This is a genomic window from Chitinophaga caeni (genome assembly GCF_002557795.1).
GTDB lineage: Bacteria > Bacteroidota > Bacteroidia > Chitinophagales > Chitinophagaceae > Chitinophaga > Chitinophaga caeni.
Map to the genome: position 1 here is coordinate 1692225 of NZ_CP023777.1, position 18128 is coordinate 1710352.

At 43.1% G+C, this 18128-nt stretch carries 11 protein-coding genes; 9 read left to right on the forward strand and 2 right to left on the reverse strand.

The annotated features are described in order from the left end of the window. Window positions 1–8: 8 nt before the first annotated feature. On the reverse strand, window positions 9–911 hold the full coding sequence (locus COR50_RS07110; protein ID WP_098193356.1) for a bestrophin family protein: 903 nt from the start codon (window positions 909–911) through the stop codon (window positions 9–11). 233 nt (window positions 912–1144) lie between these two features. Here COR50_RS07110 and COR50_RS07115 point away from each other — a divergent pair, with 233 nt between their 5' ends. From COR50_RS07115 to COR50_RS07130, 4 genes are all read left to right on the forward strand, one after another. After that, window positions 1145–1690 (forward strand): RNA polymerase sigma factor, encoded by a 546-nt coding sequence (locus tag COR50_RS07115; RefSeq protein WP_157760671.1) that lies wholly within the window; start codon window positions 1145–1147, stop codon window positions 1688–1690. A gap of 116 nt (window positions 1691–1806) precedes the next feature. Beyond that, window positions 1807–2868 (forward strand): FecR family protein, encoded by a 1062-nt coding sequence (locus COR50_RS07120; RefSeq protein ID WP_098193358.1) that lies wholly within the window; start codon window positions 1807–1809, stop codon window positions 2866–2868. A gap of 215 nt (window positions 2869–3083) precedes the next feature. Beyond that, the gene (locus COR50_RS07125; protein WP_198405796.1) at window positions 3084–6419 is read left to right on the forward strand and encodes a SusC/RagA family TonB-linked outer membrane protein; all 3336 of its coding nucleotides are present in this window, start codon (window positions 3084–3086) and stop codon (window positions 6417–6419) included. 26 nt (window positions 6420–6445) lie between these two features. Beyond that, the gene (locus tag COR50_RS07130; protein WP_157760673.1) at window positions 6446–8116 is read left to right on the forward strand and encodes a RagB/SusD family nutrient uptake outer membrane protein; all 1671 of its coding nucleotides are present in this window, start codon (window positions 6446–6448) and stop codon (window positions 8114–8116) included. 140 nt (window positions 8117–8256) lie between these two features. Here COR50_RS07130 and COR50_RS07135 read toward each other — a convergent pair whose 3' ends face one another. Beyond that, window positions 8257–8763 carry a hypothetical protein gene (locus tag COR50_RS07135; protein WP_157760675.1) on the reverse strand — a complete coding sequence of 169 codons (507 nt, stop codon included), beginning with the start codon at window positions 8761–8763 and terminating at the stop codon, window positions 8257–8259. 686 nt (window positions 8764–9449) lie between these two features. Here COR50_RS07135 and COR50_RS07140 point away from each other — a divergent pair. The 5 genes from COR50_RS07140 (at window position 9450) to COR50_RS07160 (ending at window position 18112) form a co-directional block, all read left to right on the forward strand. Beyond that, on the forward strand, window positions 9450–10010 hold the full coding sequence (locus COR50_RS07140) for an RNA polymerase sigma factor (RefSeq protein WP_198405797.1): 561 nt from the start codon (window positions 9450–9452) through the stop codon (window positions 10008–10010). A gap of 303 nt (window positions 10011–10313) precedes the next feature. Further along, window positions 10314–11246 carry a pentapeptide repeat-containing protein gene (locus tag COR50_RS07145; protein WP_098193363.1) on the forward strand — a complete coding sequence of 311 codons (933 nt, stop codon included), beginning with the start codon at window positions 10314–10316 and terminating at the stop codon, window positions 11244–11246. A gap of 522 nt (window positions 11247–11768) precedes the next feature. Next, window positions 11769–12674 (forward strand): FecR family protein, encoded by a 906-nt coding sequence (locus COR50_RS07150; protein WP_098193364.1) that lies wholly within the window; start codon window positions 11769–11771, stop codon window positions 12672–12674. A gap of 209 nt (window positions 12675–12883) precedes the next feature. Further along, window positions 12884–16255, forward strand: coding sequence for a TonB-dependent receptor (locus COR50_RS07155; RefSeq protein ID WP_198405798.1), 3372 nt, complete (start codon window positions 12884–12886; stop codon window positions 16253–16255). Window positions 16256–16309: 54 nt separating this feature from the next. Further along, window positions 16310–18112 (forward strand): RagB/SusD family nutrient uptake outer membrane protein, encoded by a 1803-nt coding sequence (locus COR50_RS07160; RefSeq protein ID WP_098193365.1) that lies wholly within the window; start codon window positions 16310–16312, stop codon window positions 18110–18112. The last annotated feature ends 16 nt before the right edge of the window (window positions 18113–18128 follow it).

Below are 18128 nucleotides of genomic sequence, written 5' to 3' on the forward strand. Positions count from 1 at the left end.
TATTTCTCCTACATTATATACAACCCATCTTCCTGGGCTTTGATCGGCCCGGGAATGTTGGGCGCCTGCAATGCTTCCAGCAAATTAATTTCTATATTTCTCGTGATAGCATCCAGTGAAATACCCATATGGGAATCTTCGAAGGGATTCATGATGCTCAACCCGTTCTTATGCGTAACGTGGAATACGAAACCGAAAGCCCAACCGAAGATAATCGACCATGCCCCGATAGTTTCCGTCATCGTTAAAGTGTTCAGGATTACATAAAACCAGATAAATATCGACGTAAAGAAAGAATAGCTCGGGGGAAAAACCGTTCCCTTGATGCGCTCCGACTTTCCCATGCCATCGCAATGTTTTACTATCAGTTCATCGATCGCTTTAAACCTGAACTCATCTATAGCCCCGATCTGTTGTAACATTTGCAAATCCTTGGATTGTAAATTTATTATCGCGTTGGGAACGTTGAAACTCCCTTGTACGCGGGCCAGGTCATCGGCAGCTAAATAACGTATGTAATAATCATCATTCGTACTCCTCAAACCGGATTTCAATGCATATAAGAATGCGAGGTGCCTTTGTACCATCCGCCGGGCAATTTGCTGGGCCTCGAAGTCATGGCTGGTATAAGACAGTAAACTCCTTGCCAGCGAGCGGGAATCATTCACGATGCCGCCCCAAATAATCCTCGCTTCCCACCAACGATCGTAAGCCTGGTTATTGTTGAAACCGATGAAAAACGCAATGGCCGTACCCAGCACTCCTATGATGCCGCCGGGAACAGAAATATGGCTTTTCATATAATATGTATCGATGTAATACGCTACTGTACAGCACAAGAGGATCCATAAATCAACTTTCCATGTAAATCGGAATATTTCTCTAAAGGATAATTTATTACGGAGTAACATATGTTGAATTTATTTATTTAAACAACAGGCAAACATCCAAAATTGTTAAACACCAAATTTGACTAGGAAATTTGAGGAATATGTGTATATTTTACATTTCTTAGCATAAATTGTGAGCATTCAACCAAAATCAAGATAAATTTAGCGGATAGCGGCTGGACTTACAAGATTTATATTAAACAGTGAACGAGTGCTGAAGCACTATTTTTAATTGCTAAACGAATTACTCGGTGGTGAAAATTACTGACCAAGCGTTGGTGACAATGCTACAGCGTGATAACGAAGAGGCTTTCCGGGAGATTTATAACCGTCATTGGAAAAACGTTTATACGCAAGCATTGATTAAAACAGGGCTTCCAGAAGATGCCCGCGATCTCACGCAGGAAATATTTCTTTACTTGTGGAAGAAACGCCATGAGATCAATATAACTACTACGGTACCTACTTATTTACAGGCTGCCCTGCGGCATAAAATAATCGACTATTACCGGGGCAAAGCCGTGAAGCAACGTTATTATGAACAGGCGTTTTTAAGCGGCTTGGAAGCCGTCACCGAAGCTAACCATGAACCCTACCAACTCAAGGAGTTGACCCACATTATTGAAAGTGAAATACAGTTGATGCCTGCCCGCATGAAAGAAATTTTCTTGTTAAGCCGGGATGAAGATCTGCCTTCCGCCCAAATTGCAGCCCGCCTGGAGCTTTCTGATCAAACCGTTAGAAATCAAATCAGTACCGCCATTCAGCGTATCCGTAAGTGTTTGATGGAACATCATTAACCGGGCTTAGTTCCCGGCAGGAATTTTTTTTAATGTTGTCTAGTACATAATTGTTCTTTCATCGACTAAATATTAGGTAGCAATTTTCAAGCAATAAATTTTTAAGAATTAACAAGGTGAATCAATCGCGTTTACAAGTGCTTTTAATCAAGTATGGTAATAATGAATGCACGGAAGAGGAACTGCAGGAGTTGGCTGCTTGGTACGAAGGTCTGAACGCTTTAGGCAAGCCGCTGCCGCTGTCTGACAGCGTAGCAGATGAGGCAGTTGCCGATGATATATGGGCCGGAATTGCGACCCAGGCTAGCCTGGACCCGGTTCGTCAACCGCGTTCTAAGTACCGGAAGATCATTTATTACATGAGCGCTGCTGCCGTTGTGTTGCTAGGTATGTTCATGCTGTTCAAATCGTTTTGGAAAGAATCCGTGCAACCAAGCCCGGTTTTAGCCGAAATGCCCCTGTTGAAAACAGAGAAAGGCGTTATTTCCGAAGTAACCTTGCTCGATGGTACAAGGGTAAAGCTTAATGCCGACAGCAAACTGCATTATAATAGTGATTTCAACCAAACGAACCGCGAGATTTTCCTCGATGGCGAGGCTTATTTCGAAGTGGTGAAATCCAGTAATATGCCTTTCATCATCCATGCCAACAATATGGATATCGAAGTATTAGGCACAACTTTCAACGTGAAAGCTTATAAATCTGATAAAACTACGGAAGCCAGCTTGGTTACCGGCAAGATTGCCATCACGATGAAAGCCGGGAAACTCGGTAATAAAAGGATCATCCTGGAACCGAACCAGAAAGTTGTGATGCTCAACCCGGAAGTGTTGAAATCGCTGGAAGTGTTACCCACGGCTAGCCAAGGAGTTTTACAGGATCAAGGTTATGCAGTGGACCAGTTATCACGCAGCCAATTGGATCAAACGGTTTTGGAAACCAGTTGGATACACAATAGGTTAGACATCAACGATGAAAGCTTAGAAGAAATCATAACCCGCTTAGAGAGAAGGTATAATGTGAATATCAAACTAAAAGATAAGGACTTATTACATGCCCGTTACACGGGTAGTTTCGAACAGGAAAGCATCTCGGAAGTGCTGGATGCACTGAGGCTTTCCAGCCCAAAACCTTTCAAATTTAAACAGGAAAAAACCACGATTCTGATTACAAAATAATCGCCTATGTAGCATCATTCAAAACTATTCCACCAATCAAAAAGGGAAATGCTGTGAACACTTCCCTTGGCGATTTAGAAAAAACAAAAGGTTAGGTGCCAAATGGAACTGTACCCTGCCTTCATTTTATGAACTAAAATCTTACTAAAAGTATGAAAAAAATCAGACTTGGTGGGGATTCTTTGCCCTATCCAATCTTAAAAGTCTTTCTTGTTATGAAGCTTGCTTTCTTGGTCGTATTGGTATCATGTATGCAAGTATCTGCCGGGGTTTTTGGTCAAAACACACATTTGAGCTTGAAAGCTGAGGATATGAAGTTTTCCAAGATGCTGAAGCTGATCGAAAGAAAACTACCTTACCGCTTTGTTTATAGCACGGACTTAGTTCCTTCTGATAAAAAGGTTAGCCTGGATGTTACCGATGCTTCTTTGGATGAGGTCATGGCCAAAATCTTAGCAGATACAGATCTCGAGTTTAAACTCATCTCTAAAAAATTAATCGTTATTGCACCCAAGGCTTCCGATATACAGGAAGTAAGGGTGAAAGGTAAAGTAACCGACTCTTCCGGTATGGCTTTACCGGGCGTCTCCGTGCGCGTGGTTGGCACCAATACCGGGACCATTACCAATGGCTCCGGCGAATATGAACTCAGCGCTCCCGGTAATGCGAGCTTGGAATTTAGTTATATAGGATACCTTTCTCAAACCGTGGCTATCAACAACCGCACTGAAATTAATATCAAGCTAGCGGATAATAGCAAAGGTTTGAATGAAGTAGTGGTCGTGGGTTTCGGTACGCAACGTAAGGCCAACCTTTCCGGCGCCGTGGCAACCATCAGCACAAAATCTATTTCCAACCGCCCGGTAGCTTCCGTGCAGGAATCTTTACAAGGGGTTTCTCCCGGTTTAACGATCCTCAATCGCCCCGGTGATGTAGGCTCTGAATCCAATATCACGATGACGGTGCGCGGTAGAACGAATTTAGGTTCTCCCGGGCCATTAATTATCATCGACGGTATACCGGTTTCCAACCGCGAATTCCAGTCTTTGAAACCTTCCGATATAGAATCGATGTCTGTATTGAAAGATGCGGCTTCATCTGCTATTTACGGTTCCCGTGCTGCCAACGGTGTTATCTTGGTAACAACGAAGAAGGGCGAAGAAGGTAGAACTTCTATCGATTTGAATGCGAGCTACGGTTGGCAGTCACCCACCCGCCATTTTGAATACCTGGGTTCTTATGATTATGCTACGCTTTATAATGAAGCATTGTCCAATGCTGGGAAAGACCCCAAGTTCACGGCAGAACAATTACAATATTTCAAAGATGGTTCCAGGCCGGATGAATATCCGAATACCGATTGGTACAAGGAGGCATTGGTAAAAAATCCCGCGTTGAAGGATGTTAACCTGGGCGTTTCAGGTGGTTCGAAAAAATCACAGTACTACTTGGGCTTGGGTTACTTGGGACAAGAATCCCTCGTGCAAAACAAGGACTTGAACCGTTACAATTTAAGGTTGAACGCTTCTTCACAAGTATTGCCTATTTTGAATATCGGTACCAATATTTCGTTCATTAAGCAAGATAGGGATACCAAGGGCGGTGAATTAAACTGGGTAGCTTTAAACCGCTTGGTGCCTTCCATGGTGGCCATTCATAGCGATGGTACCTGGGGTACGATCAACGGGGGCAGCGCTGATGCTACGCTCGCCAAAGACAACGTGTTAAGAAACATGGCCGAAGGTGGCCGCGGCTATTCCCGCGATAATATCACCCAAGCAGGTTTAACAGCAAAATTAACACCCTTACCCGGCTTGATGATCTACGGTCAAGGTTCATTGAAGTATAACAACAATATGAGCTTTGCCTTTACAAATACTTTACCGCCGTTAATCAACTTCCTGACGAAAGAAGAAATGACTTCTACCCGCGTTACGCAAAACCAAATGGTGGAACGCTGGAGCCGCCGCCAGGAAACATTGATTCAAGGATACGCTGAATATGAGAAACAAATCAAGGCACATCACTTTAAATTGATGGTGGGCGCTTCGCAAGAAAGAAACCTGTACCGTTATATCGCCGGTGGTCGCCTGAATTTCCCGAATAACCAGGCCGGTATCTTGGATTTGGGTAGTAGCGTGGATTTACCTACGGAAAATGATTCTTATTATGGTACAAATGTTCCGCTGAACCGTTCTTACGAAGAGTTCTGGGGCATCCTTTCTTATTTCGGTAGGATCAATTACGATTATAAAGGGAAATATATTTTCGAAGCCAATTTCCGCCAGGATTATTCTTCCCGTTTCCATCCCGATTACCGCCAGGCGAATTTCCCGTCATTATCGGCTGCATGGAGAATGTCGGAAGAACCATTCCTGCGGAATGCCACTTTCTTAGATAACTTGAAACTACGTGCTTCATGGGGTATCCTGGGTAATGAGAGCAGCACTCCTTTGGGGAACTATCTCGATTTGCTGAAATACGGCGCCGTATACAGTTTCAATGGTACGCAAGTAAATGGTGCCTATCAAGATCGCGGGGTAAATATCGAAGCCTCTTGGGAGAATGTGTATATGACGGATTTCGGTGTAGATGCCACTTTCTTAAAAGGTAAGATCGATGTTGTTGCTGATTACTATATCAAAACAACTAAAGATATCCTGGTTCCGATTACAGTAGGTAATACATATGCATTAAAAGCGCCGACTGTAAACCAAGGCTCTACCCGCAATAAAGGTATCGAGTTGGCAGTTACTTACAACGATAGGATCGGCAAGGATTTCACTTTCAGCATTTCAGGGAATATCTCTAAAATCAACAATGAAATCCTGAACCTGGGTGAAGTAAATGAAAGGATCAGCGATAAATGGATTGAAAGGGTAGGCGGTTCTGTAGGCGACTTCTACGGATTGCAAGCTATCGGTTTATTTGTTGATGACGCAGACGTTGCTAATAGCCCAAAACAAGCATCTGCAACAAAACCGGGCGATATCAAGTACAAGGATCAGAACGGCGATAAAATCATCGATGCTAATGACCGCGTGGTGATTGGAAATGACGTTCCTTGGTTTAACTACGGTTTCAGCATCACCGCGAATTATAAAGGCATCGACTTCTCTATCCTGGGTTACGGGGTTACCAATGTTGAAACTTATCTCGACAACGAGGCTTCTTATGCATTCTTCAACGGTGCCGGTGTGAAGCCTTTGCATAAAAATCGCTGGACAAAAGAAAATCCGGATCCTAATGCAGATTATCCCCGTTTGTTGTTGAGTTCCGATGGACAGCATAACTATAATAATAACAACTCGTTCTGGCTGTTCGATGCATCTTATTTCAGGATCAGGGCGCTAACATTGGGTTACACATTACCGGAAAAATTGACACGGAAGGCCAGCATCAAGAATGCCCGCTTGTACGTGGCAGCTAATAATCCATTTACGATCATGTTTGATGATCGCCTGACCGACTACGATCCGGAGATCGCATCGGGCCGTGGTGGATATCCCGGTATCAAGACTTGGAGTGTAGGGATTAACGTGAAATTCTAACCGTGTTATTGAAAAAAAATCTGAACATGAAAAAACAATTGCTCATTATATCATCTTTATTAGGTGTAGCGCTCACGCAGCCTGCATGTAACAAAGATTTCCTAGACAGACCTTACCAAAGGGAAATTGAAGACAAAACATTTTGGACTAACGCCAACGATGCCAACCTCGCCTTAAATGCTTGTTATCAACAAATCGATTACGGTGAATGGAGCATTTATGATGATGGTAAAACAGATAACGCTCACGCACAATATCCTTGGGAAAGTGCTGCCACGGTGATTTCTGCCGGCGACGTTACTTCTGCTAACAATGTTGACTGGAGCTTTGAAAGTATCCGCCGTGTCAATAACTTCCTCGACAAAGTCCAGGATGTGCCTATGGATGCTGATCTGAAAGCCCGTTTCGAAGCCGAAGCACGTTTCCTGAGAGCGTTCCGTTATGCTAATATGATGAATCAATTCGGTGATGTGCCCATTATGACTTTCCTGCCGGATCTAACCAATTGGAATGTTCCCAGGGACAAGCGCGCCGATGTGTTAAAATTTATCATCGATGAATTAAAAGCGGTAGCAGCAGTATTACCGCCAAGCTACGGTGGCTCCCAATACAATGAGGTTGGTCGTATAACTAAAGGGGCGGCAGTGGCATTGCTCGCTAGGGTTTATCTATATGAAGGAATGTGGACGGAAGCAGCGGAAGCGGCCCAGCAAGTAATGGGTATGAATTACGACCTGTTTAAAGTTTCGGAAGAGTCTGCTTCTGATGCTGCGGATGATTATTCCCAGTGGGTTGACTTTGCCAATGCTGATGAAGAGAAGCGTTTCCGGTTAGGTTTGAGAAGCTATGAACAACAGTTTTGGGCTAAGAATAACAATAATGTGGAAGTGATATTGGATCGCCAGTATTTGGAGCAAAAAGATCCGAAGTATGTAAATACTTACTTGCTTTCAGATGATTTAGGCGGATGGAGCTCCGTTACGCCGACGCAAGCTTTGGTGAATGACTATATGAGTTTTAAAACGGGCAAACCTGTAGCGGCGCTTGATCCTGCTGTACGTGCTCAACGTTATGAGAACCGTGAATCAGACCCTACTTTTTATGATGAATATAAGAACAGGGATCCCCGTTTTTATGCTTCTATCTTGTTTGAACATGCTCCTTGGAACACGATCACGCAAGGATATGAATTTACCTGGATTCCCGGTGGTAACAACTGTTCCCGCACCGGTTATAACTTCCGTAAATTCGTTGATCCTGCTGCATGGCAAGCCGGGTTGGATAACTATGCCAATCACCCGATCATCCGTTTCGCGGAAGTTTTGCTGACTTATGCTGAGGCTAAAACTGCCGCTACGGCTGCCGGAACGCAACCTGAAGCGAGTGTTTACGATGCCTTGGATCGTATCCGCGTACGTGCTGGAATGCCGGTAATTGATCGTGCTGAATATAATACTGCTGCTAAGTTGATGCCTGTAATCCGCCAGGAAAGAAGGATTGAATTAGCATTGGAAGGACAACGTTATATGGATATTCGTCGCTGGGAAACTGCCCCGAACGTGATGACTACCATTTACAATATCAGCAATGGTTTGGCGCAGACCCGCTCTTGGTCGGACAAGTTGTATTTGATGCCGATCCCATTATCGGAAACGGATAAGAATCCAAACTTGTTGCCGAATAATCCCGATTATTAAGCCAGGGCTTATTGTATGAATTTATATTTTGGGGCGCTTCCAATTTGGGGGCGCCCTCCTTGTTCACGGATTTCACGGATTTCACGGATGACGGGGAGACATGGAGATGCGGAGATACTTAGAATGAGATTTCGTTGCTTTTATTTTTTTAGGGATTGGAAGTAGGTAAGAAGTCGTTGGTCGATGTCTCCAAGGAAGGCAGGTTCTTTACTGCCTTTGGCTGCAAAGTAAATGGGGGTGCGGGAGTTGCCGTCTTCTTCATGGATGGGTGGGGAGGCTTCAGCATTGAGCGTGGGTACAACCGATTTTTTATTGAAGAGAATGTAAGCGTGTCCTTGGAGGAGTAGGTAGGCGCCCAAGTTGCTTTTTAACAGGTATATGAAGGGTTGCATTTCCGGGTCTTCGCTATTGAGGTCGATGCTGGTCACTTTTTTGTCGCGGATGGCGGCTGTAAGTTTGCTGTGTTTTTGTTTGGTTTGCTTGTCGACCAGGTAAATGGTTTGGATGACCTCTTCGGTGGAAAAGTAAATTTTATAATTATTGTTGAGAACTTCGAATTCTTTTTTTGGCTTTTTAGTCCACAGCTTTAGTTCTTGTGCCATGGAAGAATGGCAGAGGGCGATAGCTGCTATTATTATAAGGGTCACGGATTTCACGGTTTACACAGATTTTATATTTTGGATTGGATTATAGGATTTTTTGATTCATCTATTTTCTTTCACGGATAATGAAAGACGATTTTAGTTCCGAATTATCATAGTTATGATCCTATTTCAGATTTAATTTAACGATTTATCATTGTTGTCCGACTAAATTTTCAATGAAAAAATTATCATCGTCTCAAAAGTTCGATTAAACGGTGCGAAGTTCTACGGTTTTATTGTTGGGCTACCGGGATTTGAATATATCATCCTGCTCTTCTGTCCTTGAGCAGGTAAGGAATCCAAGTAAATTTAATGCAATTTTAGTCGGACAATAATGATAATTTATTATTAAAGCCCCCCAAAATTAACCCAGCAAATCCCCACAAATGCTCACCATACTCAATAAATCAACCTCAACCGCTAAATAAAAACTAAAATACCTAATCTGTGAAATCCGCGTAATCAGTGAACTTACCCGTTAAATTGGTATAATTTTCACGCATATCCTTCAATCAGTGAACATTTTTGAAGAGAATCCTATTATGTGATTTCCCGAAAATACTTCCTATCTTACTAGCCACGTTATGTATTCCACGAAAAGATTGATACGGTCATCTGAGAAATAACTTTCTGTTAATATAGGGCTCTTTAATTTTGTTCGTATTGCTATGGAAATGAAATCAATCATTATGATGCCAGGCTTAATAGCTCGACTGAAAAGCGGGGACGAACAAGCATTCAAGGAATTGTTACAACTCCTTGGTCCCAAGGTATTGAACTATTGCAAGAAAAAGGTGCACAACGATCAAGATGCAGAAGAGTTGTTGCACGACATTTTCCTAAAGCTGTGGCATTTTAGGGAGAAGATCGATACATCTGCCGATGTACAGATATTGCTATTTACGATGGCAAGAAACCATATATTGAATTTTATCCGCAAAAAGAGCTTGGAATTTACCGATCTGCCGGCCGAAACGGTAGCACTCATTGCAGAAGAACCTCCGATTATACAAAGAATTGATCTCGCCGCCCTGCAAGTACAATATCAACAAATCATGCAACGCCTCGGTGAAAAGCAGCGAAAAGTATTCAAACTTAGCCGCGAAGATGGGTTTTCCCATAAAGAAATAGCCGAAATGATGGGTATCTCTACCCGCACGGTCGAAGCGCATATTCACAGCAGCTTAAAAGTGATGCGTTCGGAGTTTAAGGATGCTTACATTTTGTTAGTGCTGTTTTTGTTGAGGTAGATAGCATCATATTTATTGAAAATACCACCCATGTTTCGAGGTGCCATATTAATTCCACCGCGATATAAACATTCCTGTTCGAATAAACAGCTTTATTCGTATTATAGCTTTAGTTGATATTGATTTTTATCATAATTTATTATCCAATTCCGGAAATATATTAACTCGATAAACACATTCCCACTCCCAGTTGTCAAAAACAACTATAAGTAGTACGCAAACAACCACAAGTAGCGCTATTTATAGGGGTTTAAGAGGTTGGGCGATGTAATTTTACGGAGTTAATAATTTAATTTGAAAAACATGGTAATAAAATTAATTGGCAATAAAATTGCCGAAGCCCGGAAAAAAATGGGAATGTCACAAGCCCAGTTAGCAGAGCAAATTTCTATCAGTCCGCAAGCTGTTGGTAAATGGGAAAGGGGGGAGTCTATCCCCGATATGGTTACCTGTTGCAGGCTAGCGGAAATTTTTGGCGTAGATTTGAATTACTTCACGGATTATATAGACATGCCCGCCTCCAGTTTAGGTTCAGTGCAGGAAAACGCACCTTTGCCTGGCACACATATTGAATCCATCCCTGTAGCTCCGGCCAACCGGCAAAACCATTTTAGCGGCAGTAACTTGCCCCAAAGTGACTTTGCAGGAGTGATCGCCCATAAATCAACTTTTAATGGTAGCGCTTTGCGTGGCTCAGATTTTTCGGAGGCCGATCTTACGGGAAGTATCTTTAAAGTTAGTGATGCCAGGGAAGCTAATTTTTACAAAACGAATTTAACGGGCTGCACCTTTTCCATACTCAATCTTGCCGCGGCAAGTTTTAATGAGTCTGTTCTCTTGCGAACCGAATTTAGTAAATGTGATATGACAGGGGTGAAATTCTCCAACTTGGAATTACAGGAAGTTAAATTCAATGTTCAAGAATTGAAAGGAACTGAATTTCACAATTGTGTCTTCAATGCAGTACGGTTTAAGCATTGTGATTTGAGGGGACAATGTTTTGATGGGCAGCAGTTTATTGATGTTAGTTTCGATAAGACAGATTTAACCGATGTTACATTTAGGGATGCCACACTCAAAAATATTACTTTCATTGCCCCCTTTGCCCTGACGAATAAATACTACAAGAGCATTAAAACCATCTGTTTCGATGGTGCAAAGATGGATAAACTTACCTACGCGAAATTGAAAGGATGGGGCGCGGATTTGGCAAATGTTACATTAATTACCCGGTAATGTGGATGTGTAGCATTCTAAAAATCTGATCCTTCCAACTGTAAGTGCCATATGATTACAAAAAAATACGGCATGTGCTTTTATAAATAGAATCCAGGATGAAAAATGCCCCTTGAATTAGGCCTGAAAATTTTGAGTGTACGGGGGATTAATGGACTAGGACCTAGCTTTTCTAAATGGAAAATCCGTGAGCATTAGACTAGGTCCTTGTCTTCTAAATTAAATTTTCCATTTCTAAATAGTACATATTGCTGCGAGGAATTTTGATATTGTTATTACTCGTTATAAATTAAAACTTTTTTGTCTGCGTTACCCGCTTTCTTGATATATCATTACGGAATTTTAGACCCGCTTAAAATTGCACCGGGCTAGTTTTATCATTTAAGAATTACCAATCATTGTTGTGATATTATTTGTCTTTTTTCAAAAAAAAAGCCCTTTTACTAAGTACCCCGCCCAAAATATGTGTATATAATAATAGAAGCCTGCCAATAATGGCTATTAAAGGCATAAGATTATTATATGGATTCCACTAGTTTTGAACAACTGTACAAGAAGATTCAAGAGAAGCAAGCATCTCCGGAAGAAATAAAGGCTTTCTTCGAAGCCGTTGCGCAATTGCGTAATGAGGCTGAGTTGGAAGCAATATTGCCGCATGATGAATGGCAAGAATTACAGGGAGATGAATCATTGCAACCCCAGCTTGAAAAACATATTTTACAAAGTATACATACCGGGCGCCGAAAGCAACCGAAGAGTATCAAGAGGAGGTTGCAACCGCTCATGAAATATGCCGCCATTATATTATTGGCAATTTCCGGTTTCTGGATTTACCGCTATGCAAGCCAACCGGAACAAGCTTTTGTAACGGCTTTCTCCGGCACGGGTGAAATCAAGAAAATCGTATTGCCGGATAGCTCGATCGCTACCCTCAATGCCGAATCATCATTAAAATACCCTGAAACATTCGCTGATAGCAGGGATGTTTATCTCAAAGGGGAAGCCTTTTTCGAGGTCAATACCAATGCAGATCACCCATTTATCGTTCATTCAGATAAAATTCAAACGCAGGTTTTGGGTACCAGTTTCAACGTTAAATCTTACGATGAAGAAGATCCTACCGTAACCGTTCTTTCAGGTAAGGTAAAGGTCGCTGATAATCAAAATACGGCTAAATCGGCTGTTCTTACACAGGGAGATCGGCTCGTTTACGCGCTTAACGATGGCCGACTCAACGTCAGCAACGACAGTCTTAACCTGGCTGCTGATAGTTGGAGAAAGGGCATGATCAATATGGACAACCTCAGCCTCGCGCAGGTAGCCGCTATATTGGAACGTTGGTATGATGTCAAGATAGAATTGGCATCACCGGGAATTGCCGCCAAGGTATTTGCCGGAACGGGGGGACGCATTCGAATGCTTCTTTAAAGGAAATATTGGATTCAATTTGTTTCATATTCAACCTTCGTTATGAACAGCATGGAAATATAATTCGCATTGAAAAACAACAAACCGAATGATCATGACACGATAATCAACTAACAAATTAATTACGGACAGCCACGGAAAAATAACGCCTCAGTGAAGGCGCCGGGGGAAACTATTGCCTATCAAAATGTAAATCTTAATCCAATTATATGAACCTATCATTACCTAAATTTCAACGAAGTAAGCGGGGCAAAATAGCTAGCCTGCTCTGCTTTCTCCTATTTATCGGCAGTGGCATGGTGAGATCCATCAATGCCATGGCACAAGATACCAAGGAGCAGATCATCAGCATCCATCTCAAGGATGCCAAAGTTGTGGAAGCTTTCCGTCATATCGAGAAAAATTCTTCCTTTAAGTTTTTATATGATAAGTCTTTGGAGTCCTTCCCCAAAAGGGTCACCATCCAGCAGAATAAAATTACTGTTGCCGCCGTATTACAGGAGATCGACCGCCAAACTGGTCTCCAGTTTAATGAATCAAATAACACGATCGCGGTTTCTTATAAATCTCAAAATAATTTAGGCGCTACTAGTGCACAAGCAGCTGCTAGGCATGAAGTGACAGGCGTGGTAAAAGATTCCACGGGCTTGTTGCTCGTTGGTGTAACCGTAGCCGTGAAAAATGGTAAAACGGGAACAGGTACCGATGTAAACGGCCGCTTCGTGCTGAATGTGCAGGATGATGATGTGCTGGTGTTCTCCCTGATAGGTTACCGCACGATGGAAGTACCTGTGAATAAAAGGAAACATATCGAGGTGATCATGCAACTGGCCACTTCTGCATTGGAAGAAGTGGTAGTGGTTGGTTTCGGTCAACAGAAGAAAATCAGCTTGGTGGGTGCGCAGGCTACCATCGCACCGAAAGAACTGAAATTGCCTACCTCTAACTTAACGAATTCTCTCGGTGGCCGCGTTGCTGGTTTAGTTTCCGTACAGAGAACAGGCGAATTGGGTTATAATGATGCTAATATATACATCCGCGGTATCTCCACGTTCAGTAGTGGACTGAGCGCCCCGCTTACCTTGGTAGATGGGGTTCCGCGTGATATCGCCAATATCGATCCCGAAGATATCGAGAGCTTTAGCGTGTTGAAAGATGCTTCTGCTACCGCGGTATACGGTGTACGTGGTGCAAATGGCGTAATCCTGATTACTACGAAAAGCGGTAAGGCAGGTAAGGCAAACTACAATGTTCGTTATTCCGAAGGCATTACGGCCTTTACCAAGCTGCCGGAATTTACCGATGGCGCCACTTATATGGAAATGTCGAACGAGGCGTTAACTACCCGTGGAAATGCACCTGTATATTCTGACGATGCAATTCAGCAAACCAGGGATGGTAGCGATCCTTATCTATATCCTAGCGTTGATTGGTTTGACGAGATATTTAATAAAACGGGTCATGTTCGCAATGCGAATGCCAATATCAACGGTGGTTCTGAGAACGCCATCTATTACGTTGGTTTAGGGTATTACGATGAACTAGGTTTATATAAAACGGATGATTTATCGAAATACAATTCATCGATCTACCTCAAAAGATATAATGTTACCTCTAACTTAACTTTGAAGCCTTCTAAAACTACAACGATAAAATTAGGTTTACAAGGTTATCTATCAAATGTAAACCTTCCTACAACGGGCGTGGGAGATTTGTTCGACGATGCTTATTTCATGTCGCCAATCCAGATTCCCACCAAATACCCCGATGGTAAAGTGGCAGATATCCGCAGTGGCGGATTAAGTAACCCTTGGGCCAGCCTTACGCAAAAAGGCTATGCGAACCAATGGCGCAGCCAAATATATTCCAACTTGAGGCTGACGCAAGAGTTGCCTTTCATTACCAAGGGCTTGTCCGTAACGGGTATGTTCTCTTTCGATGCTTACAACTACACGAGTAACCGTTATACCAAGTCTCCCGATACATACCTGGCAACAGGTAGGGACGATGAAGGGAACCTGGTTTACGAACAAACGGCCATCGGTACCGAATACCTGGAATACACGAAATCCAACCAAGGTGAAAGGACATTCTACACCGAAGCAGCCTTAAATTATGCCCGCGAATTTGGTGCGCATAATGTAACCGGTATGTTGTTGTATAACCAAAGCGATTTGATCAACACTTATGCCAGCAACTTGGAATCTTCTCTGCCTTACCGTTTCCAGGGTTTGGCAGGCAGGTTTACTTACGGCTATCAAAATCGTTATTTCGTAGAGGCCAACTTCGGCTATAATGGTTCTGAAAACTTTGCACCCGATAACCGCTTCGGTTTCTTCCCTTCAGGTGGCTTAGGTTGGGTGATGTCTGAAGAAAGTTTCTTCAAGCCTTTGAAAAAGTATATCCAGCAGTTTAAAGTACGTTTCTCCCATGGTATCGTGGGTAATAGTAATATTTCCGGTCGCCGCTTTGCATACTTATCCACGGTGAGTTCTTCTACCGGAGGCTATACCTTCGGTAAAGATCTCGGCACCAGCTATCCTAACAAGGGGCATGGTAAAGAAATCGGTGAATACGGGGTGGATGTACAATGGGAAACTTCCCGCAAAACGAACCTCGGTTTCGATATCACTTTACTCGGTGAAAGTTTGACCATCCAAGCGGATCTGTTTAAAGAACACCGCAGCGGTATTTTCTTACGCCGTACTTCTTTACCTGCTTACGTGGGTATGATTAACCAACCTTTCGGTAACGTAGGTATCATCGATAATAAAGGTATTGACCTGTCTATGAACTATAACAAGCGTTTCGGTGATTGGAATATCAGCCTATTGGGCAACTTTACATACAACCGCAACGAGGTAGTAGAAAATGATGACCCCGCCTGGAAATATCCTTGGCTGGAACGTAAAGGACAAAAAGTGGGACAACGCTACGGTTATGTAGCTATGGGCTTATTCGAGTCTGATGATGAGGTGAAAAATGCGCCGAGGCAAACAGGGGATGTTCGTGCAGGGGATATCCGTTACAAGGACATCAACGGCGATGGCGTTATCAACTCTTATGATGAGGTGCCAATCGGTTATGGAAATATCCCTGAAATCGTTTACGGTTTCGGCTTCACGGTGGGGTATAAATCTTTCGCTTTATCCACGCTCTTCCAAGGTGCCGCCAATGTTGATTTCATCCTGAGCGGTGAAGGTACGATGCCTTTCCAACAAGGTCTGGGCCGCGGTAATTTGTTCAATAACATCAATGATCGTTGGACGGAAGCGAATCCTCGTCAAGATGTATTCTATCCGAGGTTGGCTTCAGGTTCTGTAAACGACAACTTCGCGACCAGCACTTGGTGGTTGAAAAATGCGAACTATCTCCGCTTGAAAACACTTCAAGTAAGCTACAACTTACCCAAACATTGGATGCAGCAAATGAAGCTGAAATCGGCCAACATCTTCCTACAAGGAATCAATGTACTCACCTTCTCACCATTCAAACTTTGGGATGTGGAACTGGGTGACGGTCGCGGCGCTGCTTATCCAAGCACGGCTTCATACAGTGCGGGTATTGCTATCAATTTTTAATGAAAAGGCTATTGGATATTCATGATATCAAGCTGTAAAATATTTTATCAGATTATGAAGAAGAAATCACTCGTTTACCTGTTTGCCTTGGCCGCTACTTTAGGTAGCTCCTGTAAGAAAGATTTCTTAAACCAGGTGCCGGATGACAGGATCACCATAGACCAGGTTTTCCAGAGAAGGGAATATTCCGAGGATTACCTTACGAACATTTACAACTATGTTCCCAATGATGCTTACCGTAATAAAACTCCTTGGGACGGCTGTTCCGATGATGCCGATGTTACATACGATCGGCCGGATCAAGGTTATGATACGTACCCGATGAACCTCGGTAATTGGAATGCTGCTTCTAATTATTTCAATTACTGGAAAACTTTCTACCAAGGCATCCGTTCTGCTACTTATTTTATGAACCGTATCGGTGAAAACCAGGAAATATTGGCATTGCCCAACGGTGAGGCGTTAATAAGGCAATATAGCGCTGAAGCACGTTTCCTAAGGGCTTTCTTCTATTATAACTTAATCCGCCAATACGGACCGGTTATCTTATTGGAAGACACACCGATCTCCGGCGATTTAGCGCCTACCGATGAAGAATTGCAAAAGCCCAGGAATAGTTTCGATGAATGTGTGGATTATATTGTAACCGAACTGGATGAAGCTGCGAAAGATCTACCGAAACACTTTACGTCGCAGAATGAGTTGGATTATGGTCGCGCTACCCAAGCGGTATGTATGGCTTTAAAGAGCCGCGTTTTATTGTTGGCGGCAAGTCCTTTATATAACGGTAATTCTGAGTATGCAGGTTTTGTGAACTTGGATGGCAAACAATTAATTAATCAACAAGTTAGCATCGATAAATGGAAAAGCGCTGCAACTGCCGCCAAATACGTAATCGACAATTTCAATTTTTCTTTATATAAGAAGAATAATGAAGGGGGGAATTTTGATCCGTACCTGTCTTGCCGCGATGTGTTCCTCGATCCTTGGAACAGCGAAATCATCTTTAGCAGGAACGCCAATAACTTAAGCGCTTGGGAACGCTCCATTTCACCACGCTTGTGCAATGGTTATTCTGCCATCGGTGTCACACAATCCCTGGTAGATGAATTCGAAATGGCTAATGGTAAAGGTATCCATGAAGCGGGTTCCGGGTACTCGGAATCAGGGTTTACCACCACTGAAACTGAATACACATTGGCGAATACCCATAATATGTACGTTGGTCGCGAGCCGAGGTTTTATGTGAACGTAAGCTATAACGGCAGCCCTTGGATCAATACCAGCGAAGGCGTGAAGGTTATTCAAACTTATTTCAGCGGCAACAGCGGTAAAAAGGGAACTTGGGATTTCTCTAGGACAGGCTACATTGCCCGTAAAAACCTGCATCCTAACAGTAACCCGCGTTTATCTCAATACGTTGCCCGGCCATATGTCATCATGCGCTATGCAGAAATATTGCTGAACTACGTGGAAGCTTTGAACGAGTCCGATCCCGGCAATCCCGATATCAAGTTTTACCTGGATATGATCCGCGAAAGAGCCGGTTTACCGGGCGTTGCAGCGGGCCTAAGCCAAACGGAAATGCGCAATAAAATCCATCACGAACGCCGTGTTGAATTGTGTCTTGAGAATATGCGCTATTTCGATACCCGCCGCTGGAAGATCGCGGAACAGACCGATGGCGGACCTTTCTACGGTATGAATGTTGACGCCGGTACCCGTGTGACCGATTTGGCTTTCTATCAAAGAACTGTTTTCGAGCGCCGCGTATTCCTGAAAGCATATTATTTCTTCCCGATCCCGCAATCCGAATTAGATCGCGATCGTAACCTGGTGCAAAACCCGGGATGGTAATTGATCCATAAACTAA

Bases quoted from the DNA above. Each gene is read 5' to 3' on its own strand.
- COR50_RS07110 (WP_098193356.1), bottom strand. From the start codon at position 911: ATGTTACTCCGTAATAAATTATCCTTTAGAGAAATATTCCGATTTACA.
- COR50_RS07125 (WP_198405796.1), top strand. From the start codon at position 3,084: ATGAAGCTTGCTTTCTTGGTCGTATTGGTATCATGTATGCAAGTATCT.
- COR50_RS07130 (WP_157760673.1), top strand. From the start codon at position 6,446: ATGAAAAAACAATTGCTCATTATATCATCTTTATTAGGTGTAGCGCTC.
- COR50_RS07140 (WP_198405797.1), top strand. From the start codon at position 9,450: ATGATGCCAGGCTTAATAGCTCGACTGAAAAGCGGGGACGAACAAGCA.
- COR50_RS07145 (WP_098193363.1), top strand. From the start codon at position 10,314: ATGGTAATAAAATTAATTGGCAATAAAATTGCCGAAGCCCGGAAAAAA.
- COR50_RS07150 (WP_098193364.1), top strand. From the start codon at position 11,769: ATGGATTCCACTAGTTTTGAACAACTGTACAAGAAGATTCAAGAGAAG.
- COR50_RS07155 (WP_198405798.1), top strand. From the start codon at position 12,884: ATGAACCTATCATTACCTAAATTTCAACGAAGTAAGCGGGGCAAAATA.
- COR50_RS07160 (WP_098193365.1), top strand. From the start codon at position 16,310: ATGAAGAAGAAATCACTCGTTTACCTGTTTGCCTTGGCCGCTACTTTA.